This window comes from Nocardiopsis salina YIM 90010 (assembly GCF_000341025.1).
Classification (GTDB): domain Bacteria; phylum Actinomycetota; class Actinomycetes; order Streptosporangiales; family Streptosporangiaceae; genus Nocardiopsis; species Nocardiopsis salina.
In genome coordinates, this window is record NZ_ANBF01000251.1 from 1 (window position 1) to 19,945 (window position 19,945).

The 19,945-nt window shown below is 71.1% G+C and carries 16 protein-coding genes and 2 pseudogenes; 9 read left to right on the plus strand and 9 right to left on the minus strand.

The annotated features are described in order from the left end of the window. Positions 1-432, minus strand: a 432-nt coding sequence (locus D474_RS0126725; protein ID WP_026118834.1) for a sugar-binding domain-containing protein, incomplete at its 3' end; no start/stop codon positions are given. A 201-nt stretch (positions 433-633) separates the two neighbouring features. Here D474_RS0126725 and D474_RS0126730 point away from each other — a divergent pair. Genes D474_RS0126730 through D474_RS0126745 form a run of 4 tightly spaced genes read left to right on the plus strand, consistent with a single transcriptional unit; the run spans position 634 to position 4,839 of the window. Continuing rightward, positions 634-1,644 carry a zinc-dependent alcohol dehydrogenase family protein gene (locus tag D474_RS0126730; protein ID WP_017616543.1) on the plus strand — a complete coding sequence of 337 codons (1,011 nt, stop codon included), beginning with the start codon at positions 634-636 and terminating at the stop codon, positions 1,642-1,644. A gap of 20 nt (positions 1,645-1,664) precedes the next feature. Then, entirely contained in the window at positions 1,665-3,023 is a 1,359-nt protein-coding gene (locus D474_RS0126735) for an ABC transporter substrate-binding protein (RefSeq protein ID WP_017616544.1), read from the plus strand. Next, positions 3,020-3,982, plus strand: a complete 963-nt coding sequence (locus tag D474_RS0126740; RefSeq protein ID WP_017616545.1) for a carbohydrate ABC transporter permease — start codon at positions 3,020-3,022, stop codon at positions 3,980-3,982. Before D474_RS0126735 ends, D474_RS0126740 begins: the two co-directional genes overlap by 4 nt. Continuing rightward, positions 3,979-4,839, plus strand: a complete 861-nt coding sequence (locus D474_RS0126745) for a carbohydrate ABC transporter permease (protein WP_017616546.1) — start codon at positions 3,979-3,981, stop codon at positions 4,837-4,839. The genes D474_RS0126740 and D474_RS0126745 overlap by 4 nt, the downstream gene beginning before the upstream one ends. A 57-nt stretch (positions 4,840-4,896) precedes the next feature. Here D474_RS0126745 and D474_RS0126750 read toward each other — a convergent pair whose 3' ends face one another. Then, entirely contained in the window at positions 4,897-5,847 is a 951-nt protein-coding gene (locus D474_RS0126750; protein WP_275040818.1) for a 4-(cytidine 5'-diphospho)-2-C-methyl-D-erythritol kinase, read from the minus strand. A 259-nt stretch (positions 5,848-6,106) separates the two neighbouring features. Between D474_RS0126750 and D474_RS0126755 the strand changes: the two genes are divergently transcribed. Next, entirely contained in the window at positions 6,107-8,047 is a 1,941-nt protein-coding gene (locus D474_RS0126755; RefSeq protein ID WP_017616548.1) for a serine/threonine-protein kinase, read from the plus strand. Positions 8,048-8,119: 72 nt separating this feature from the next. Here the strand turns inward: D474_RS0126755 and guaA are convergent, their stop codons facing one another. The 5 genes and pseudogenes from guaA to D474_RS34170 form a co-directional block, all read right to left on the minus strand. Then, a complete protein-coding gene (guaA, locus tag D474_RS0126760) occupies positions 8,120-9,697 on the minus strand; it encodes a glutamine-hydrolyzing GMP synthase (protein ID WP_017616549.1) in 1,578 nt (525 codons plus the stop codon). Positions 9,698-9,789: 92 nt separating this feature from the next. Continuing rightward, positions 9,790-10,821 (minus strand): UDP-glucose 4-epimerase GalE, encoded by a 1,032-nt coding sequence (galE, locus tag D474_RS0126765; RefSeq protein WP_017616550.1) that lies wholly within the window; start codon positions 10,819-10,821, stop codon positions 9,790-9,792. A 198-nt stretch (positions 10,822-11,019) separates the two neighbouring features. Next, positions 11,020-13,560 carry an ABC transporter permease gene (locus D474_RS0126770; protein WP_017616551.1) on the minus strand — a complete coding sequence of 847 codons (2,541 nt, stop codon included), beginning with the start codon at positions 13,558-13,560 and terminating at the stop codon, positions 11,020-11,022. Continuing rightward, on the minus strand, positions 13,557-13,745 hold the full coding sequence (locus D474_RS33760; protein ID WP_017616552.1) for a hypothetical protein: 189 nt from the start codon (positions 13,743-13,745) through the stop codon (positions 13,557-13,559). The genes D474_RS0126770 and D474_RS33760 overlap by 4 nt, the downstream gene beginning before the upstream one ends. 220 nt (positions 13,746-13,965) lie before the next feature. Then, a pseudogene (locus tag D474_RS34170) lies at positions 13,966-14,379 on the minus strand (ATP-binding cassette domain-containing protein); the annotation flags it as partial. Positions 14,380-14,426: 47 nt separating this feature from the next. Between D474_RS34170 and D474_RS0126780 the strand changes: the two are divergent. Next, positions 14,427-14,609 carry a hypothetical protein gene (locus D474_RS0126780; protein ID WP_017616553.1) on the plus strand — a complete coding sequence of 61 codons (183 nt, stop codon included), beginning with the start codon at positions 14,427-14,429 and terminating at the stop codon, positions 14,607-14,609. Between the two features lie 77 nt (positions 14,610-14,686). Next, the gene (locus D474_RS0126785; RefSeq protein ID WP_017616554.1) at positions 14,687-15,412 is read left to right on the plus strand and encodes a polyamine aminopropyltransferase; all 726 of its coding nucleotides are present in this window, start codon (positions 14,687-14,689) and stop codon (positions 15,410-15,412) included. Positions 15,413-15,467: 55 nt separating this feature from the next. On the opposite strand, the pseudogene D474_RS30245 reads toward D474_RS0126785, so the two are convergent. After that, positions 15,468-17,406, minus strand: a pseudogene (locus D474_RS30245) (endonuclease/exonuclease/phosphatase family protein). A gap of 406 nt (positions 17,407-17,812) precedes the next feature. Between D474_RS30245 and D474_RS0126795 the strand changes: the two are divergent. Then, positions 17,813-18,166, plus strand: a complete 354-nt coding sequence (locus D474_RS0126795) for a hypothetical protein (protein WP_040704605.1) — start codon at positions 17,813-17,815, stop codon at positions 18,164-18,166. An 87-nt stretch (positions 18,167-18,253) separates the two neighbouring features. Here the strand turns inward: D474_RS0126795 and D474_RS0126800 are convergent, their stop codons facing one another. Then, positions 18,254-19,039, minus strand: a complete 786-nt coding sequence (locus D474_RS0126800) for an SAM-dependent methyltransferase (protein ID WP_017616556.1) — start codon at positions 19,037-19,039, stop codon at positions 18,254-18,256. 103 nt (positions 19,040-19,142) lie between these two features. Between D474_RS0126800 and D474_RS0126805 the strand changes: the two genes are divergently transcribed. Continuing rightward, positions 19,143-19,706 carry an NADAR family protein gene (locus D474_RS0126805; protein ID WP_026118833.1) on the plus strand — a complete coding sequence of 188 codons (564 nt, stop codon included), beginning with the start codon at positions 19,143-19,145 and terminating at the stop codon, positions 19,704-19,706. Positions 19,707-19,945: the final 239 nt, after the last annotated feature.

Below are 19,945 nucleotides of genomic sequence, written 5' to 3' on the forward strand. Positions count from 1 at the left end.
CTCGGACAGCACCCCGTTGAGCTGCACGACCGTGCACTCGGGAAGGTCGACCAGGTCGGAGCCCATCACCTGCAGGGCCCGGCTCCACGCCAGCCCCAGCACCTCACCGGGTCGCACGATCTCGCCGAGCAGGCGCGCGGCGGCCGAGCCGAGCGCATGCCGGGTCTCGGCCACATCAGCACTGCCGTCCGTGCCCACGGGGGTCTCCACGACGATGGCGCGCCGCAGCCCGTAGGCGGAGCGCAGCCCCTCGGAGAGCTCTCCGTCCAGACGTGCGGGCAGGCGGATGTCGATGTGCACGATGCCGCGCTCACGGGCGGAGTCGAGGTCGCGGGCGATCTTGAACCGGCTGAGCCCGAACTCCTCGGCGATCTCGACCTTGGAGCGCCCGTCGAGGTAGAAGCGCCGCGCCACGGCGGCCAGCCTCAGCATCTCCGCGGGTCCGAGGGGCGCGGCCTCGGTGCCCTGGGTTCCGGTCTCCTGCACGTCGTTCCCCCGCTTGCTCATATGTGCGCGAGTCTACTCGGTTGAGCTACACCCATTGACACCAGGTTTCACGTGGGTTTTCAATGTTCGAAACAAATGTGATCCAGGTCGCTCATCTGAGCACCATGACGATTCCGGGAGTGCCCCGTGCGTGCCGCCATCATCAACGAGCCGGGTTCCGTGAGCGTCGGAGACCGGCCCGCCCCCGCCCCAGCCCCCGACGGGGTGGTCGTCCGCGTCGGGGCCTGCGGGATCTGCGGGACCGATCTGCACATCGCCGACGGAGAGTTCCCGCCCAGCCCCTACCCCCTGGTCCCCGGGCACGAGTTCGCCGGAACCGTCGACTCCGTGGGCGACCGCGCCCCCGGTGACCTGCGGCCGGGCGACCGTGTGGCCGTCGACCCCTCGCTCTTCTGCGGCCACTGCGAGTACTGCCGGGCCGGCCGCGGGAACCTGTGCGCGAACTGGGGCGCGACCGGCGACACCGTCGACGGCGCCTTCGCCGAGTACGTGGCCGTACCCGCCGCCAACTGCTACCGGCTGCCCGCCTCGGTGAGCATGCGCGAGGGCGCCCTGGTCGAGCCCCTCTCCTGCGCGGTGCACGGCATGCGACGCATCGGGGTCGAGGCCGGCGAGAGCTTCCTCGTCGTGGGCGCCGGGACCATGGGCCTGTTCCTGCAGCAGCTCCTGCAGAACTCGGGCGCACACGTGACCGTCGTCGACCGCAACCGCGACCGCCTGAGCATCGCAGCCGACCTGGGCGCCGCGGCCACCGCCGCCGACACCGCGGAGATCACCCCCGGCACCTACGACGCCGCCGTCGACGTCACCGGCGCTCCTCCGGCGATCGAGGCCGCCTTCGACGCGGTCCGCAAGGGCGGCCGACTGCTCGTGTTCGGCGTCGCCGACGAGGACTCCCGGATCTCGCTGTCGCCGTTCCGCATCTACAACGAGGAGATCACCGTGGTGGGCTCGATGGCGGTGCTGCACAGCTTCGGCGCCGCGGTCGACCTGATCGCGTCCGGAACCGTCGAGACGGCCCCGCTGCTCACCGATGCCGTGCCGCTCGAGAAGTTCCCCGAGGCTCTGGCCATGATGCGCGCCGGGACCGGCGTCAAGGTCCAGGTCGTGCCCGACCCCGCCGACGCGGACTCGTGAGCCGGGAAGGGAGCACGGGAATGCGCAGCACACCGGGCCTGCCCCTGCTGGCCACGGCCGCGGCGGGACTCCTGCTGACCGGCTGTGCCGGTGCGGGCGCCACCGCCTCGGGCGACGACACCGTCCAGCTGACCGTGGCGATCGTGTCGAACCCGCAGATGCAGGACGCGATCTCCCTGCAGTCGGAGTTCCGCGAGCAGTACCCCGGCATCGAGGTCGACTTCGTGTCCCTTCCGGAGAACGAGGCCCGTGCCAAGATCACCACCTCGGTGGCGACCGGCGGGGGCGAGTTCGACGCCGTGATGATCAGCAACTACGAGACCCGTCAGTGGGCCGAGTACGGGTGGCTGGAGAATCTCCAGCCCCGCATCGACGACTCCGAGGGGTACGACCACGAGGACTTCGTCCCCTCGATCCGCGAAGACCTGTCCTACGACGGCGACATGTACTCGGTGCCCTTCTACGGGGAGTCGGCGTTCGTCGCCTACCGCGAGGACCTCTTCGACGAGGCCGGGGTCGAGATGCCCGAGGAACCCACCTGGGAGGAGATCGCCGCCCTGGCCGAGGAGCTGGACGGCGTCGAGCCCGGGGTCTCCGGCATCTGTATGCGCGGCCTCGCCGGGTGGGGCGAGATGCTCAGCCCGTTCAACAGCGTCCTCAACACCTTCGGCGGCCGCTGGTACGACGAGGACTGGAACGCCGAGCTCGATTCCCCCGAGTTCCGCGAGGCCGCCGAGTTCTACGTCGACCTGGTACGCGAGCACGGCCAGCCCGGCGCTGCCAACAGCGGGTTCGGCGACTGCCTCAACCAGTACGCGCAGGGGCGTTCGGCGATGTTCTACGACTCCACGTCCATGGTCAGCACCATCGAGGACGAGAGCGCCGGCACGGTGGCCGGGCAGAACGGCTACGCGCCCGCGCCCGTCCACGAGACCGACTACGGCGGCTGGCTGTTCACCTGGTCGCTGGGCATCCCCTCCACCTCCGAGCACAAGGAGGAGGCCTGGGCGTTCCTGGAATGGATGACCGACAAGGAGTACGTGCGCACCGTCGCCGAGGAGTACGGCTGGCAGCGGGTCCCGCCCGGCAACCGTCTCTCCACCTTCGAGGAGCCCGCCTATCGCGACGTCGCCGACGCCTACGCCGACCCGATGCTCGACGGGATCCAGGACGCCGACCCGGCCGACCCCGGCACACGGCCCGTGCCCTACGAGGGGATCGGGTTCCTCGCCATCCCCGAGTTCCAGGACCTGGGGACCCGGGTGAGCCAGCAGCTCAGCTCGGCCGTGGCCGGACGCGTCACCGTCGAGGAGGCGCTGGAGCAGAGCCAGGAGTACGCCGAGACCGTCGGCGCCACCTACAGGGAGGACGACCGATGAGCGCCGCGACCGCCCCCGAGAGCGAGGAGGCCCCGGCGCGTCCGACCCGGGAAGGCCGTCGCCCGTCCCGCGCGGCCCGCCGCGAGGGCTGGGTGCGGCGCGCACCGCTGCTGCCCGCCCTGGTGTTCATGCTGGTCGTGACCCAGCTGCCGTTCCTGGCCACGATCGTGTACTCGCTGCGGTCGTGGAACCTGCTGCGCCCCGACTCGCAGGCGTGGGTCGGCCTGGCCAACTACGCGGCCGTGTTCACCGACCGCCAGTTCCTGGGTGCGGCCGCGAACACGGTGCTCATCACCGCCTCGTGCGTGATCGTGGCGATGCTGCTGGGCATCGGGTTGGCTCTGCTGCTGGACCGCGAGTTCTGGGGCCGGGGTGTGGTGCGCACGCTCATCATCACGCCGTTCCTGATCCTGCCCGTGGCCACGGCGCTGCTGTGGAAGCACATCATGCTGGAGCCGGTCTTCGGGCTGCTCAACTTCGTGCTGGCCCCGTTCGGGTTCGCCGACTTCGACTGGGTCTCGCAGGCCCCGGTGCTGTCGGTGGTCATCGCCCTGGTGTGGCAGTGGACGCCGTTCATGGCGTTGCTGGTCCTCGCGGGGTTGCAGAGCCAGAGCGCGGACGTACTGGAGGCCGGGCAGGTCGACGGCGCCTCGAAATGGCAGATGTTCGTGTGGATCACCTTGCCGCACCTGCGCCGCTACATCGAGCTGGGTGTGCTGCTCGGGTCGATCTACGTGGTCAACACCTTCGACACGATCTACATGATGACGCAGGGCGGGCCGGGCACCGACAGCTCCAACCTGCCCTTCTACATCTACCAGCGGACCTTCCTCGGGTTCGACATCGGACAGTCCGCGGCCATGGGCGTCGTGGTGGTGGTCGGCACCATCCTCGTGGCCCTGCTGGCCCTGCGGCTGATCTTCCGCACGTTCATGGACGCACAGGAGGCCCGATCGTGACCGCCCCAGCAGCCGAACGGCCCGCACACCGCCGGATCCCGGACGCCGCGACTGTGCGCGGTGGCGCCCTGACGGTGTTCACGTGGGCCGTGGGCCTGCTCTTCGTCTCCCCGGCGCTGTGGCTGGTTCTGACGGCCTTCAAGGAGGAGAACCAGGCCGCCACCGATCCGCCGACGCTGTTCTTCGAGCCGACCCTGGACCGGTTCCGGGCCGTACTGGAGTCGGACTTCGCGCCGTACCTGGGCAACTCGCTGATCGCGACCCTGGCGTCGACGGTGCTGGTGCTGGTCCTGGGGCTGCCGGCCGCCTACGCGCTGTCGGTCGCTCCGGTCAAGCGCACCAAGGACGTGCTGTTCTTCTTCATCTCCACGAAGATGCTGCCGGTCGTGGCGGTCGTGGTGCCGATCTACGTCGCCGCGGCACACCTGTCGGTCCTGGACAACGTGTGGACCCTGGTGGTGCTCTACACGGCGATGAACCTGCCCATCGCCGTGTGGATGCTGCGGTCGTTCTTCCTCGAGGTGCCGACCGCGATCGTGGAGGCCGCCAAGGTCGAGGGCGCAGGTCTGACGAGGATCCTGTGGTCGGTGATGCTTCCGGTCATGGCGCCGGGCATCGCCGCGACGGCGCTGATCTGCATGATCTTCGCGTGGAACGAGTTCTTCTTCGCGGTGAACCTGACGGCGGCCCAGGCGGCGACGGTCCCGGTGTTCCTGACCGGGTTCGTCACCAGCGAGGGGCTGTTCGTCGCGCAGCTGTCGGCGGCGGTGGTGATGGCCTCGCTGCCGATCGTGATCGTGGGCTGGGCCGCACAGCGGCAGCTGGTGCGCGGCCTGTCGATGGGCGCGGTGAAGTGATCGGCCGGCCGGGCGACCGCGCAGGGGTCGGCGCCCGGCCGCACACGCCCGGACCGCTCAGAGCACGGTGGCGCCGGGGACGTCCCCCTCGGCGGTCACGACCCGCTCGCACAGGCCGCTGCCCTCCAGGGCCGCCACGACCTCGGAGCTACGGCCGGCAAGGGTCTCCTCGGGTTCGTCCCCGCCGCCGACGAGGAAGGCGCACGTGGGGCCGGAACCGGACACCAGGGCACCGACCGCGCCAGCCGCGCGCCCGGTCTCCAGAGTGCGTTCGAGCTCCGGCAGCAGCGACAGCGCCGCGGGTTGGAGGTCGTTGTCGAGCGCCCGGCCCAGGGCGGCGGTGTCGGCCGCGGCCAGGGCCTCGCGCAGATCAGGGCTCTCGCGGGGTTCGGGGGCGCGGGGGAAGAGCCTGTCGTACTCACCGAAGACCGCGGGGGTCGACAGTCCGTGCGGGGAGAGCGCGAAAACCCAGTGGAATCGTCCGGGGCTGTGCATCGGGGTGAGGATCTCGCCGCGGCCGGTGCCCACGGCGGTGCCGCCCACGAGCCCGAAGGCGACGTCGCTGCCCAGGCGTGCCGCGAGGCCGAGCAGCTCCTCGCGGGCGAGCCCGCCGCCCCACAGCCGGTCACAGGCGACCAGGGCCGCGGCAGCGTCTGCGCTGCCGCCCGCCATCCCGCCCGCCACGGGGATCTGTTTGACCAGACTCAGATCGACTGGCGTAGCCTTCCCCGTGGTCTCAGCGAGGAGGCCGGCCGCCCGGGCCGCGAGATTCGACGAGTCGAGGGGCACCCGTGCAAGGTGGGACCCCACGTCACCGTCCGCGGTGAGTTCGGTGAGGGGACGCGAGCGACGCGCCGACGCGTCCTTGGCGGTAACCTCGTCGAACAGCGAGACGGCGTGGAACACGTTGACGAGGTCGTGGAACCCGTCCTCACGTCCGGGCCCCACCGCCAACTGGAGGTTCACCTTCGCGGGAACCCGCACGGTTACGGTGGTATCAAAGGTCACGAGTCCCCAATCGTAAAGGAACCCCCACCTTGCGTGAACACGAGCCCCCACAGGGGCACACGCGTGTTCACCGCCTCCCACCGGCGGTGACACCGCCGCGCGGGAATCCGGGGCCCTTCACTCCGGGGACCGTCACCACTGTCATGTCAGTCAACGCCCGTCCCCTGCGGGGCCCGATCCGGCCTCCGAGTGGGAATCCGGGCACAAACACCGCTACCTTGGGGCAAGGCGGAGTTTGGACACCGTCGGGGAGGGTCGCTTGCCGTCGGATGGGCTCCCGAAGAACCTGGAACCGCTGGCTGCCGGAGATCCGGCCACCATCGGTCCGTATGTGCTGTCCGGGAAACTGGGCAGCGGAGGCATGGGGACCGTCTACCTCGGCAGCATGCCGGAGCGCAGCAACCAGGTAGCCATCAAGGTCATCCGCCCGGAGCTCGCGTTCGACGAGCAGACCCGGGCCCGGTTCCGCGACGAGATGGAGAACGCCCGCAAGGTCGCCTCCTTCTGCACGGCCAAGGTCCTGGACCACGGGACCTTCGAGAACCGGCCGTACATGGTCACCGAGTACATCGCCGGGACCGCGCTGGCCGAACACGTTGCCGAGAACGGTCCACTGGACTCCTCGACGCTGCACGGCTTCGCGCTCGGTGTGGCCGCGGCGCTGGCCGCCATCCACCGCACCGGGCTGGTCCACCGCGACCTCAAGCCCGCCAACGTGCTGCTGTCGCTGTCGGGGCCGCGGGTGATCGACTTCGGTATCGCCCGGGCCATGAACACCTCGACGAGCCACACCCAGACCGGCATCGTCATGGGCAGCCCGGGGTGGATGGCGCCCGAGCAGCTGCTGGAGGAGCAGGTCACCACCTCCGCGGACATCTTCGCGTGGGGCTGCCTGGTGGCCTTCGCAGGCAACGGCACCCACCCGTTCGGCAACGGCGACGCCATGACCCTGGGCAAGCGGGTGCTGTTCGCCGAACCACAGCTGGGCAACCTCCACGGCCCGCTGGACCGGCTCGTCGCCCAGGCCCTGGCCAAGGAGCCGGGCCGCCGCCCGACCGCGCAGGACCTGTTGCTGGAGCTCACCGGCGGTGAGGACAACAGCAACGACATGGTCTCCGACGCGCTGAACCAGTCGTGGCACCCGAAGCTCCCCCCGATCCCGCCCGGGCCCGGGGCCCCGCCCCAACCGCCGCAGAACGCGCACCAGACCGCGAGCGGCATGCGCCGTCCGCCGCCCGGACAGTTCCAGCAGACCGGCCCGCCGGTGCCACCGGCCCAGCAGACCGGCAACTTCGCGCACCCGCAGCCCGGGGCACACGGCGGCCCGCAGCCGGCCGCACACCCGTCCGGGGCGCCGCCGCAGGCACAGCAGCACCCGGGCGGACCTCCGCCCGCGCAGCACCCGGCCTCGACCGGGCCGATCCCGATGGTCGCGCCGGGCGACCAGCAGAACCCGCAGGCGCAGCAGGCCCAGGCGCAACAGCAGGCCCAGCAGCAGCCGAGGCCCAGCTCCCGCCCGTATGTGCCGCCGGTCCCACCGCCCCCGCACCGTCCGGCCGAGCCGGGGCGCCGCAGGGGGCTGTTCCTGGCGCTGGGCCTGGGCGGGGTCGCGCTCGTGGCGGCGATCCTGTTCCTGTTGTTCAGCGTGCTCAACCCGGGGTCCGGGCCGCTGTGGTTCGGCGCCGACGCGTCCGACAGCCAGGACTCCGCCGAGGACGACGCCGGGGCCGACGCCGCACCGGACGACCCTCAGGGCCCGGCCGGTTCCGGTCCTGTCGACTTCGATGTCATGACGGTCGTGTGCGGCATGAACCAGGTGGGCGTGCACTCGGAGGCCCAGCGCAACCGGGGCGAGTACTGCGTGGCCGAGCTGTCGGTCACCAACAACAGCGACGAACCCGTGCGGATCCGGGCGGAGAACCAGGTCATGGTGACCGACCGGTCCGAGGAGGTGGCGCGCAAGCCCTCCACCGACGAGGAGGACGCCCCGCTGTGGGAGTCCGCGATCGCGCCCGGCCAGGAGGTCGCCGGACCGGTGGTCTTCCTGATCCTCACCGACCAGACCCCCGAGGCGCTCATGCTGACGGCCGAGGAGGCCCCCGAGGGCGAACAGCCGGGCCAGAACCCCGAGCGTTACGAGGAGATCCCCATCGGCGACCTCGTGGAGCGCTCCGACGACTACGAGTTCGGGGAGTACTGAGCCACTGCGCTGCACACGCGGAGGGGCCGGCCCGCTCTGCGGACCGGCCCCTCCATACGTTCTCGGGAGCGCCTACTCCCACTCGATGGTGCCCGGGGGCTTGCTCGTGACGTCGAGCGTGACCCGGTTGATCTCGCGCACCTCGTTGGTGATGCGGTTGGAGATCTGCGCCAGGACGCCATAGGGGACCCGCGACCAGTCGGCGGTCATGGCGTCCTCACTGCTGACGGGGCGCAGGACCACCGGGTGCCCGTAGGTGCGGCCGTCGCCCTGCACACCGACCGAGCGCACGTCGGCCAGCAGGACGACCGGGCACTGCCAGATGTCGCGGTCCAGGCCGGCGCGGGAGAGCTCCTCGCGGGCGATGGCGTCGGCGTCGCGCAGGATCTCCAGGCGCTCGCGGGTGACCTCGCCGATGATGCGGATGCCCAGGCCGGGGCCGGGGAAGGGCTGGCGCCACACCATCTCGGGGGGCAGACCGAGCTCCTCACCGACCTTGCGCACCTCGTCCTTGAACAGCTCGCGCAGCGGCTCCACGAGCGTGAACTGCAGGTCGTCGGGGAGGCCGCCCACGTTGTGGTGCGACTTGATGTTGGCGGTACCGCTGCCGCCACCGGACTCCACGACGTCGGGGTACAGGGTGCCCTGCACCAGGAACTCGACCGCGCTGTCGCCCTCCCCGCTCTCGGCGACGACCTCGCGGGCCGCCTGTTCGAAGACGCGGATGAACTCGCGGCCGATGACCTTGCGCTTCTCCTCGGGGTCGCTGACACCCGACAGCGCGTCCAGGAACTGGGCCTGGGCGTCGACCACCTTGAGCTTGGCGCCGGTGATGTCGACGTAGTCCTTCTCGACCTGCTCGGCCTCGCCCTTGCGCAGGAGGCCGTGGTCGACGAAGACGCAGGTGAGCTGCTCGCCGACGGCGCGCTGCACGAGGGCGCCCGCGACCGCGGAGTCCACCCCGCCGCTGAGGGCGCAGATGACCTGCTTGTCGCCGATCTGCCCGCGGATGCGGTCGACCTGCTCATCGACGATGTTGACCATGGTCCAGGTCGGGCGGCACCCGGCGCCCTCGTACAGGAAGCGGCGCAGCACCTCCTGGCCGTGCTCGGTGTGCATGACCTCGGGGTGGAACTGGACGCCGAACAGGCTGCGGTCGGTGTCCTCGAAGGCGGCCACGGGGGCGCCCGCGGTGTGGGCTGTGGTCGCGAACCCTGCGGGGGCCTCGACGACGGAGTCACCGTGCGACATCCACACCAACTGCTCGGTCGGCATGCCCTCGAACAGCACACCGGACTCGGCGGTGAGCTGGGTGCGGCCGAACTCGCTGAGCTCGGTGCGGGCGACGGTTCCGCCCAGGGCGCGGGTCATCGCCTGGAAGCCGTAGCAGATACCGAAGGTCGGGACCCCGGTCTCGAACAGCTCCGCGCCCACGTTGGGGGCGCCTTCGGCGTAGACCGAGGAGGGCCCGCCGGACAGGATGATGGCCTTGGGTTTCTTGGCGAGCATCTCCTCGACCGGCATGGTCGAGGGCACGATCTCGCTGTGCACGTGCGCTTCCCGCACCCGCCGCGCGATCAGCTGCGCGTACTGCGCGCCGAAGTCGACGACGAGGACGGTGTCGAACGTGGTGTCAGCACCAACGGACACGACGGAGGACCTTCCGCAGGGATAAAGGGATCTCCCCCAAGTCTAGGGCGTTCCCGGTGTTCAGGGGGCCGCTCCGGGGTGTGCGCTCCGGCTCAGCCCTCGGCGGGCGTCCCGGCGAACCCGTGGGGGTTGCCGTCCTGCCAGCGCCAGGTGTCGGCGCAGGCGTCGGCGACCGTGAACTGGGCCTTCCAACCGAGGTCGCGGGCGGCTGCGGTGGGGTCTGCGTAACAGACCGCGATGTCGCCGGGGCGGCGGTCGACGACCCGGTGAGGCACGTGCACGCCGGTGGCTTCCTCGAACAGGCGCACGCACTCCAGCACCGAGGTCCCGCGTCCGGTGCCGAGGTTGTAGACGCGGTACCCCCCCTCGCGGTCGGCGAGGTGGTCGAGGGCGGCGGCGTGGCCGCGGGCGAGGTCGACGACGTGGAGGTAGTCGCGGACCCCGGTCCCGTCGGGGGTGTCGTAGTCGTCGCCGAAGACGCTGAGGTGGTCGCGGCGTCCGGCGGCCACCTGCGCGATGTAGGGGAAGAGATTGTTGGGTACCCCCTGCGGGTCCTCGCCGATGAGGCCGCTGGCGTGGGCGCCGATCGGGTTGAAGTAGCGCAGGGAGATGATGCGCAGCGACGGGTCGGCCTCGGCCAGGTCGCGGAGCATCTGCTCGATGAAGAGCTTGGTGGTGCCGTAGGGGTTGGTGGTCTCCAGCCCGGCGGACTCGGGGATCGGGACGGTGTCGGGGTCGCCGTAGACGGTGGCCGAGGAGCTGAAGACGAGGTCGCGCACCCCGGACTCGTTCATGACCTCGGCCAGCGTGAGGAGCGCGTCGAGGTTGTTGCGGTAGTAGCGCAGGGGCTGGTGGACCGACTCCCCCACGGCCTTGAGCCCGGCCAGGTGCACGACGGCGTCGATGTCGTGCGAGGAGAACACCCCCCGGAGGGCGTCGGGATCGGTGCAGTCGACGCGGTGGAAGGCGACGTCCCGGCCGGTGATGCGCTCGACGCGGCGCAGGGCCTCCTCATGGCTGTTGACGAAGGAGTCGGCGACGATGACGTCGTGTCCGGCCTCGAGGAGCTCGACTGCCGTGTGGGTACCGATGTAGCCGGCACCTCCGGTGAGCAGCACGTTCATCGTTGGTCCCCTCGCTCGTGGCCGGGTGCGGGCGCGGTGTCGGGTGTGTGCGGCCCGCGGACGCCCCCAGCATAGGACGCGCCCCGGCCTGCCCGGGCGGTGAGCCCTGCCACGGGCGGGACCGTGCCGGGGACGGGGACGCGCGGGGCGTGGTGGAGGCGCGGTAGGGGCGCGGACGCCCGGTGCGCCCGGTCCCGCTCACCGGTCGAGGGAACGCAGCAGCCCTCGGGTCGCGGCCCGCGCGCCCGCCACCGCGACCGCCAGGCCGAGCGCGCCCACTGCGGGCAGCACCGCCCACGGGAACGCCCACAGGGCCGCGCCGACGTCGCCGCCTGCCATCGCAAGGGCCATCCAGGCGGTCGCCGCGGTTCCGAGCAGCCAGGCGGGGACCACGGTCAGTGCCACCTCCCACCCGACCATGGCGTTGATCTGCCGTTCGGTCAGGTTGAGTCTTCGCATCGAGGCCAGTTCGGACCTGCGGTCGGAGGCCGATACCGCCAACGCGTTGACCGCCGCGAGGACGAGGAAGAGCCCGACGAGCGCGGTGGCGACGGTCCCGAGGTTGTCGATCGCACCCTCGCGCTCGTGCACGTAGGTCGTGTGGAAGCGTTCCGGGTCCTCGGCCCTGGCCTCACCGGTGACGGGCGCCGCGGACGCGGCCCGGTCCTGGGCGGCGAGCACGAAGTCGTACCGGCCGCCGGCGACCTGTCCCTGCAGCGCGGAGGTGGAGGCCAGCAGCCCGTCCTGCCCGCCGCCGTCGCGTTCGTAGACCGCCACCACAGGGTGTGCCGAGACCTCGTCGGCGCCGGAGATCCGGAGCTCGACCTCGTCACCGAGGTCAAGGTCGCGGTTCCTCGCGTGGGACGCACCGACGGCCACGCCCTCGCCCGCCTCTGCGCGCGCCAGGTCGCCGTCGACCGCACCGAGGTCCAGCAGCTCGCCCGCTTCCCCCTCGACCAGGGTCAGGCGTGTGGCCTCCCCCGCCCGGGCCGGCGCATCGGCGTCGACCGCGCGAACGTGCCCCCAGGTCTCCCGCAGGCCGGCGGTCGCGGTGACACCGTCGGCGGCGGCGACGCGGTTCCGTGTCTCCTCGGAGATCCCGAGGGGCTGGTCGCGCACGACGGGGACATGAAGGACGCGGTCGGCGTCGAAGCGTTCCGCGACCTCGTCGGCGTTGCTCAGCACGAACAGGGGCAGCCCGCTGAGCGCCCACCCCGCGATCGCGACGCCGACGGCCAGGGGTGCGGCGACCCCGGCGTACCGGCGGAAGTGGAAGCGAACATTGGCCGCGGCCAGGTGTCCGCCCACACCGGGAACCGCCGAGACCGGTCGGCGGAGCACGCGAGCGAAGGCGTGGATGATCCAGGCTCCGAGCAGGCCGATACCGACGATGATCAGACCCGCGGCGATCATGCCGTAGCTCGCGTAGAGGGCGGGTGGGACCAGCCCCGCCATCCCGAGGGCCTGGAGGGATCCGGCGGCCCCGAGCAGAAGCAGGCCCGATCCCACCTGGATCCGGGTGCGCCACGGACCACGCCCGCGCACCGGTGTCCCGCCCAGGGCGTCGCCCGGGCGGATACGCAGGGCCGAACGCGAGGCCGCCCACGACGCGGCCTGAGCGACCAGGACGGTCACCGCGGCGGAGGCGAGCAGGGGTACGGCACCGACCTGCAGGGTCAGGACGGAGCTGACGAGGCCGAGCTCACGGAAGGCCCCCACCATGGCCTGCGCGAGCACTACACCGAGCACGCAGCCCACGCCCGCCGCCGCGAGCGAGAGCAGCAGCGCCTCGCCGTGGCACAGCCGCCGGATCTGCCGGGGCGTCGCACCGACCGCGCGCAACAGGGCGAACTGCTCGGCCCTGCGCCGTACGGACGTGACGAGCGCGCCGGAGACCACCGCGGCCGCCATGAACGCCACGATCCACACCAGCATCGTCAGGGCCGCCGCGGTCGCGCTGTGGTCGGGCCAGGTGCCCTCGAGCTCGCCGCGGTCGGCACCGACAGCCACGTGGAAGGGCTCGGAGCCGGTCGGTACCGGTGCGTCGCCGGCCGACCCGTCGGAAATCAGCTCGTGGACGTGCGCCGCCGTTTCCGTGGCTTCGGCGCCGGGTTCAAGGGTCAGTCCGGCGGCGTCGACCCGACCGTCCCCGCGCTCGGCGAGGCGCTCGGCCTCCTCGGGGTGGAAGTACAACGTGTGCTGGTGGTCCGGGCCCCGCCCACCGGGGCCGGTGACCAGGCCCGCGAGTTCGTAGGTGCGGGCCGTGCCCGCGACGTCGACGGTGAGCTCGTCGCCGACCCCGGCACCGGCGGTTTCGCCGAGCGCGCGGTCGACGACGACCGCGCCGTCCGTCCTGGGGCCGGTACCCTCGTCGACCTGCATCGGGGTGAGGGCCGCGCTGGTCCAGGCGTGGCCGGACTGGGGGCGTTCCTCCTGGGCGATGAGCGGAGCGCCGTCGGCGTCCAGGACCGAGGCGGGGAAGGAGAGCTCGGGGACCGTCTCGTCGACGCCGGGCAGGTCGGCCAGGGATCCGACCTGCTCGGTGGTGAGGATGCCGTCCTCCCCAGCCACCACGACATCGGCGCCGGCGTAGCGTTCCACGGGCGCGCGGGTCCGGTCGATCGAGTCCTGCAACACGAGGAACGCGCTCAGCAGGGCGGCGCCCAGGGCGGTCATGACCAGGGCCCCGGCGAGCGTGCCCGGCCGGCGGCGGAGGATGCGCCAGGCGATGGGGATCATGAGACACCCGCCAGGTCGGCCATGCGCTCGGCGACGTTCCGGGACGTCGGCGCATCCAGGGTGTCGGCGATCTCCCCGTCCACGAGGAACAGCACGCGGTCTGCATAGCTCGCGGCGAGCGGGTCGTGTGTGACCACCACCAGCGTCTGCCCGAAGTCGTCGACCGCCTCCCTGAGCATGGCCATGACCCGGCGGCTCGACCCGCTGTCGAGGGCGCCGGTGGGTTCGTCCGCACAGATGAGATCGGGCTTCGTGATGAGGGCGCGGCAGAGGGCGACGCGCTGTTGCTGGCCGCCGGAGAGCTGGTCGGGACGGTGGGAGAGGCGGGCGCGGGGNCTCCGTGTCCGCGGGGAGGCCTGCCAGGCGCAGTGGGAGTTCGATGTTCTCCCTCGCGGTCAATGCGGGGACCAGGTTGAATTCCTGGAATACGAAACCGACACGTTCTCTGCGCACGACCGCGAGTTCGTTCTCGGACAGTTCGTGAATCGCGGTTCCGCCGAGAAACACGGTGCCCTCGCTCGGACGCACGAGCCCGGCTGCGCACGTGATCAGGGTGCTCTTCCCCGAACCCGAGGGGCCCATCACCGCAGTGAAAGAACCCTCGACGAACTCCCAGCTCACACCACTCAGAGCGTCGACCGCGGTTTCACCCTCGCCGTACCTGCGACCGACACCGGACATCACAACCGAATCCATGAGGGAGTTCCACCGTCCTCGAAGGGGAAATGGTCCGTATTTTCCACTGGTACCGAGAACGCTACGGGTTCGGAGGGCACCCGGCACTACCCGAGAACACCGTTCCGGGGTAGGGCCGGGCATACCTCCGAGGTATGTCCGCAGAGAGAGGCGAGCAGTAGGGTGGGGCCATGCCCTCCGATGCTGTCTCCTTCCTGGCCCTCTCCGCCGTTCTCATCGCCCTCGCGCTCTACGCCGCCCACCACGTGGTCAAGGGCGGGGTGCTGGCGGCACTGCGGCAGCACGCACACGAGCAGCGCGAGCTGGAGGAACGCCGCGCCCGACAGGACGCCGACCCGGGTTCCGGGTCCTGACCACCGCGGCACGCACGCGGGGCCGCGGCCCCGCGCTACGGTCAGGGCGGACCGCACGACCGACCGCAGGAGACGACATGAGCGCCCGCTTCCAGGAACTCGACTGGCGGCAGACCCCGATGGGGGAACTCAGCCTCCGCCGCCGCTACGACCCGCTGTTCCGGTCGAAGGTCCACGAGATCAAACTCGGGGACGAGTTCCTGATGTCGAGCCTGTTCACGGCGGCCGAGATCGAGATGTCCCGGCTGGCGCTGGCGCAGACCCGGGGCACGGACCTGCGGGTGGCCGTCGGCGGGCTGGGCCTCGGGTACACCGCCGAGGCAGTGCTGGAGGACAACACCGTTGGGTCCCTCGTCGTGGTCGAGGCGATGGCCGAGGTCATCGACTGGCACCGGGAAGGGCTGATCCCGCTCGGGCCGACGCTCACCGAGGACCCCCGCTGCCGCCTGGTGCACGGCGACTTCTTCGCGATGGTCGGCGCGGGGTCGGGCCCCGCGCCCGAACCGGAGCCGGAACCGTTCCACGCGGTGATCGTCGACATCGACCACTCCCCCACTCACGTGCTCGACCCCGGCCACGCCGGCCTCTACACACCCGAGGGGCTGCGCCACCTGCGCGACCACCTGCTCGTGCCCGGCGGGGTCTTCGCCCTGTGGTCCAACGACGCACCGGACGAGGGCTTCACCGAACTCCTCGGCAGCGTCTTCGACCGCGCGTGGGCCGAGGTCGTCAGCTTCCCCAACCCGATCCAGGGCGGGGAGTCCGGCAACTCCGTCTACCTCGCGGTCGCCCCCAGGGCCTGAAGCACAGCGGCCCCGGCGGAACGGGGACCGCCGGGGCCGTCGGTTCAGGGACGGTTCAGTCCCGGGTGTCCAACCACAGCACCTGCGGGTCGTGGTCGCTCACCTGGTCGTGGAACTCGGAGTTGATGCGCACGATTCCACGCGGTCGGCGAGGCCGTCTGCGACGAGGATGTGGTCCAGCGCCTGCGAGTTGCCGTCGAACACGTAGTTGTACTGCTCGCCGGCGTCCAGGTCGTCCATCGGGTTGTACATCGGCCCGTCGTCGGTGAGGATCTCCAGCGTCCGGGAGAACTGGAAGTCGTTGAGGTCGCCCATGACGACGAGGTTCGCGTCCGGATCCACGCCCAGCAGCTCGTCGGCGAAGTCGCGCACGACCTCGGCCTGGTCGTTGCGCTGCGGTTCGGTGACCCGTTCCGGCGGCTGGTTCACACCGTGCAGCGGCTCGTCGGGGCCCTTGGAACTGAAGTGGTTGGTGACCACGTACAGATCCTGGCTCTGCGCGCGGAAGTGGCCGGCCAGCGGCTTGCGGGTCTCGTCCCACGCCTCGTGCTGCGGGTCGATGCGGCCCGGGGAGACGCTCAGTTCCGCGCCGCTGCCGCCCTCGGCCACCTCGACGGGGGTCGTGGCGTCACCTCCCTCGGCGTCGACGAAGTCCGCACGTTCGGGGTCGAACAGGAACGCGTTGCGGATATTGCCGCCGGGCACACCGCCGTCCGCGTTGTCCTCCGGGTTGATCTGGCGCCATTCGTACTCGGGCCCGCCCTGGTCGGCGATGGCCTCCACCAGGCGGTCGAGGGTGAGGTCGGCGTCGACGGTGCCGTCGTCGGCCTCGCTGCTGTTGTCCTGGATCTCCTCCAGACCGACGATCGCGGGGTCGCCGAGGTTGCCGACGAACCCCTCGGCTAGGCGGTCGAAGTCCTCCTGGTCGTCGGCGCCACCCAGGTTCTCGACGTTGTAGGTGGCCACGGAGACCTCGTGCGGTCCGGCCCCGCGGACCGGCTCGCGCTCCAGGTCACCGGGCACGTGCTCGCCCATCCCGGTGGCGCGCACCAGGTAGCCGCCGAACTCGCTGTAGTAGACCGGACCCTCGATCGCGCCGGACATGGTGTCGCCGACGTTCACCTCGGGGAACGGTTCCTCGTCGTGGTCGATGAGTGACTCGACCTTCACCCGGCCCGAGTTGGGGTCGTCGTAGGAGGAGTAGACCGTCCCGCCGTTGACCGAGGGGTTGTCGTCGGGGCGGGTCGTGACCCAGAACGCGTCATGCGCGTCGGTGGGCGCGACCACGGGGGCGTCCTCCATTCGGACGCGCATGTGTTCGTGCGCGGCCCAGAAGTCGAGCGCGTAGGCGTCGGGCTCGAGCTCGCGGTCGGTGATGTCGCCGTCGGGTTCGGGGGCGTACTCCTCGGGGAGGGTGTCCTCCTCCAGCAGGACCGCCTCGGGCAGGTCGTTGCCCTCCGAGACGATGGTCCAGCTGCCCTGGTCGAGCTGGGTGATGCTCTGCGCGCCCTCGTCGGGGCGGTACTCGCTCACGCGGCCGGACGCGAGGATCTCGTCGCCGACCCGGACCTGGGGGTGTCCTCGCCCGTGAAGACGAACAGGCCCTCACTGGTACGCGGGTTGCCGTCGCCCTCGGTGTCCTGGAACCAGAACCCGCGGGCGCTGCCGAACTCGGCGACCGCGGTGACCACACCCGGTACCCCGTCGACGAGCTCGCCGACGAGCGGGGACTGCCGAGTGCTGCCCTGGATGTCGTGGATCCGCACGTCGCCGGGTCCGATGGGGTCGGAGGAGGCGCCGTACACGCCCCCGACCTCGGGCGGGGGCGCCGCGCCGTTCTCGGCAGAGGCGGGCAGAGCCGCTGTGAGCCCGGCGCCGAGAGCCAGCGCAGCTGCGGCCGACAGGGAGGCGGTCAGGGGTCTGCGGGGGTCGGGGAACGCTCGTGGCACGCCTTCGTCACTTCCAAGTGCGTGGGGGTCAGCGGGCCCGCACATCATGCCGCCCTCCGATGTCCGGGGGAAGGACCCGGCGTGAAGATTCCGGGTCGCGGGCCGGGGTTGGTGGGATGCGCCAAGCGGGCCGACCGGGGGCGTTCGTGTGTTCGCACCAAGGGGTTCCGGTGGCGAATGCACCCCGGTGGGGCGGGATCGGAAAGCATGTTCCCCCCGAACACGTCGAACACAGAACACGAAATACACAATTGGGCCAAAGAATGAGAATTCGCCTTACCCCGTGACCGCATTCGGACGTCCGATGGCCGCATGTGGCCTGACCAGCATGGACAGCCCGGATCCGGGCTATCTTCGAACCGGCGCCGGCGAACTGATCACTCGACGGCACCGAGACACATCAGCGGGCCCGCACACCACTCACATCTCCCGACTCGGAACGAGGGTTTTCATGCGGAATCGACACGGCCTCCTCGCGCGTGGCACCACTGCTGCCGCATTGGGGGCGGCAGCAGTCTTCGGCGGTGCGCTGCTGGCTGTCCCGGCCCAGGCATCGGAGACCACCCAGAGCGACGGGGCCTGCCCCTACGTCGTCACGGTGAACGTGGCCAACGTCCGTACCTTGCCCAACTCGACCGCGGACAACGTCTCGCACCACCTCTACGAGGGCGACGAGATCGTGGCCAGTGAACGCCTATACGAGGACCGCGGCGACGGCGACGTCAACTTCCGCCGGATCCGGGCCAACGAGTACATCGCCACCACCAACCTCCGGGCCGGCGACGGGCAGTGCGCCTACCCGTGAGGGAGCCCTGACGGCCCCGCGTGCCCCTGAGGGGCTGCCGCGCCCTGCCCGGACCCGGATCGGGCAGGGCGCCCGCAGCGTCCCGGGTCAGGGCTTGCGGGCCACGCCGCAGTACTGGTCCATGCCGCGCGGCTGCCCGACCTCGACAGGGCGCGGACGCCACAGGGGGCAGGGCACGACGCCGGGGTCGAGGAGCTCCAGCCCCTCGAAGCGCGCCTCGATCGCCTCCGGGCTGCGCAGCAGGTAGGGCACGTCGCCCTGTTCGTTGCCGATCTCGATGGCCCGGTTGTAGGCCTCACTCGTGTTGGTGCCGTCGTAGCTGGCCAGGTAGCTGCCGGAGGGCAGGGCGTCCAGAAGGCGGCGCACGATCGGCAGGACCTCGTCGTCGGGCACGTGGCCGAGGATCCCCATGAGCATGAGCGCGACCGGCCGGTCGAGGTCGAGAGTGCGGGAGGCGTGTTCCAGGATCGTGTCGGGGTCGCGCACGTCGGCGTGCACGTAGTCGGTGGCGCCCTCTGAGGTGCCGACCAGGAGTGCACGTGCGTGGGCGAGAACCAGCGGGTCGTTGTCGACGTAGACCACGCGGGATTCCGGCGCGATGGACTGGGCGACCTCGTGGGTGTTGTCCGCTGTGGGCATGCCGGTCCCGATGTCGAGGAACTGGCGCACACCCGCGTCGGTGGTCAGGTGGGTGACGGCGCGGATGAGGAACTCGCGGCTGCTGCGGGCCAGGTCGACGATGTCCGGGAAGTGCTGGATCACCTGGTCCCCGGCCTCACGGTCGACGGGGTAGTGGTCCTTGCCGCCCATCCAGTAGTTCCAGATGCGCGCGGAGTGGGTGCGGGTCGTGTCGATCTGCGGGCCGTCGGGCATGGGAGGTACCTCGATCCGTGGGGGCGGGGTGGTGGGGCGGTGCGCCACGCATCGTAGTGGAAGCCCTGTGCTGCGGGCGTTCCCGTACTGGATACTGCGTGGCATGTCCCCGACGACCCCCGCGGACGCACGTTCCGTCGACGACCTGCTGTCCCTGTCCGCCGACGCCCCGGCCGCGGAGTACCTGTTCTTCCGGGGCCACCGGAAGTCGCCCACGGGGGTGTCGGCGAGCTGCCTGTCGCAGTGGTGGGAAGCGCCCTTCACCGTGGACGGGAAGACCTACCGGACCGCGGAGCACTACATGATGGCCGGGAAGGCGCGGCTGTTCGGCGACGCGGAGAGCGAACGCAGGATCCTCGCAGCGAAGCACCCGGCGGACGCCAAGGCGTTGGGCCGCGGCGTGGCCGGCTTCGCGCAGGGGACGTGGGACGCCGCGCGTTACGGGATCGTCGTGGAGGGCAGCGTCGCGAAGTTCGCACACCACCCGGAACTGTCGGAGTTCCTTCTGGGTACCGGCTCGCGCGTGCTGGTGGAGGCGAGCCCCGGTGACCGGGTATGGGGCATCGGCATGGCCGAGGACGACCCGGACGTCGGGGACCCGCGGTGTTGGCGGGGGCTGAACCTGCTGGGCTTCGCGCTCATGGCGGCCCGGGCCCGGCTTCGGTGACGGCCCGGCTGCGGGCAATGAGCCGGGATGCGTGGAGCACCAGGATGTCTGTGCGTCGGTGGAGGTGGAGCAGAGGCAGGGGGCGTGGAAGTGTTGGGTTCCGGGTGTGGGGTTCCGGGTGTTCTGTGGTGGTGGGTTCTCCGGGGTTCTCGGGAGTTCTCTGGGTGTATGGGTGGCTGGGGTGTGGCGGCGGGGTGTTGTGTGGTGTTGCCTCGGGGGTGGTAGTTCGTCGGGGGTCG

Excerpts from the sequence above, each read along its gene's own strand:
- D474_RS0126735 (WP_017616544.1), top strand. The coding sequence starts at position 1,665 with ATGCGCAGCACACCGGGCCTGCCCCTGCTGGCCACGGCCGCGGCGGGA.
- D474_RS0126740 (WP_017616545.1), top strand. The coding sequence starts at position 3,020 with ATGAGCGCCGCGACCGCCCCCGAGAGCGAGGAGGCCCCGGCGCGTCCG.
- galE (WP_017616550.1), bottom strand. The coding sequence starts at position 10,821 with ATGAACGTGCTGCTCACCGGAGGTGCCGGCTACATCGGTACCCACACG.
- D474_RS0126770 (WP_017616551.1), bottom strand. The coding sequence starts at position 13,560 with ATGATCCCCATCGCCTGGCGCATCCTCCGCCGCCGGCCGGGCACGCTC.
- D474_RS33760 (WP_017616552.1), bottom strand. The coding sequence starts at position 13,745 with ATGGCCATGCTCAGGGAGGCGGTCGACGACTTCGGGCAGACGCTGGTG.
- D474_RS0126780 (WP_017616553.1), top strand. The coding sequence starts at position 14,427 with ATGCCCTCCGATGCTGTCTCCTTCCTGGCCCTCTCCGCCGTTCTCATC.
- D474_RS0126785 (WP_017616554.1), top strand. The coding sequence starts at position 14,687 with ATGAGCGCCCGCTTCCAGGAACTCGACTGGCGGCAGACCCCGATGGGG.
- D474_RS0126795 (WP_040704605.1), top strand. The coding sequence starts at position 17,813 with ATGCGGAATCGACACGGCCTCCTCGCGCGTGGCACCACTGCTGCCGCA.
- D474_RS0126800 (WP_017616556.1), bottom strand. The coding sequence starts at position 19,039 with ATGCCCGACGGCCCGCAGATCGACACGACCCGCACCCACTCCGCGCGC.
- D474_RS0126805 (WP_026118833.1), top strand. The coding sequence starts at position 19,143 with ATGTCCCCGACGACCCCCGCGGACGCACGTTCCGTCGACGACCTGCTG.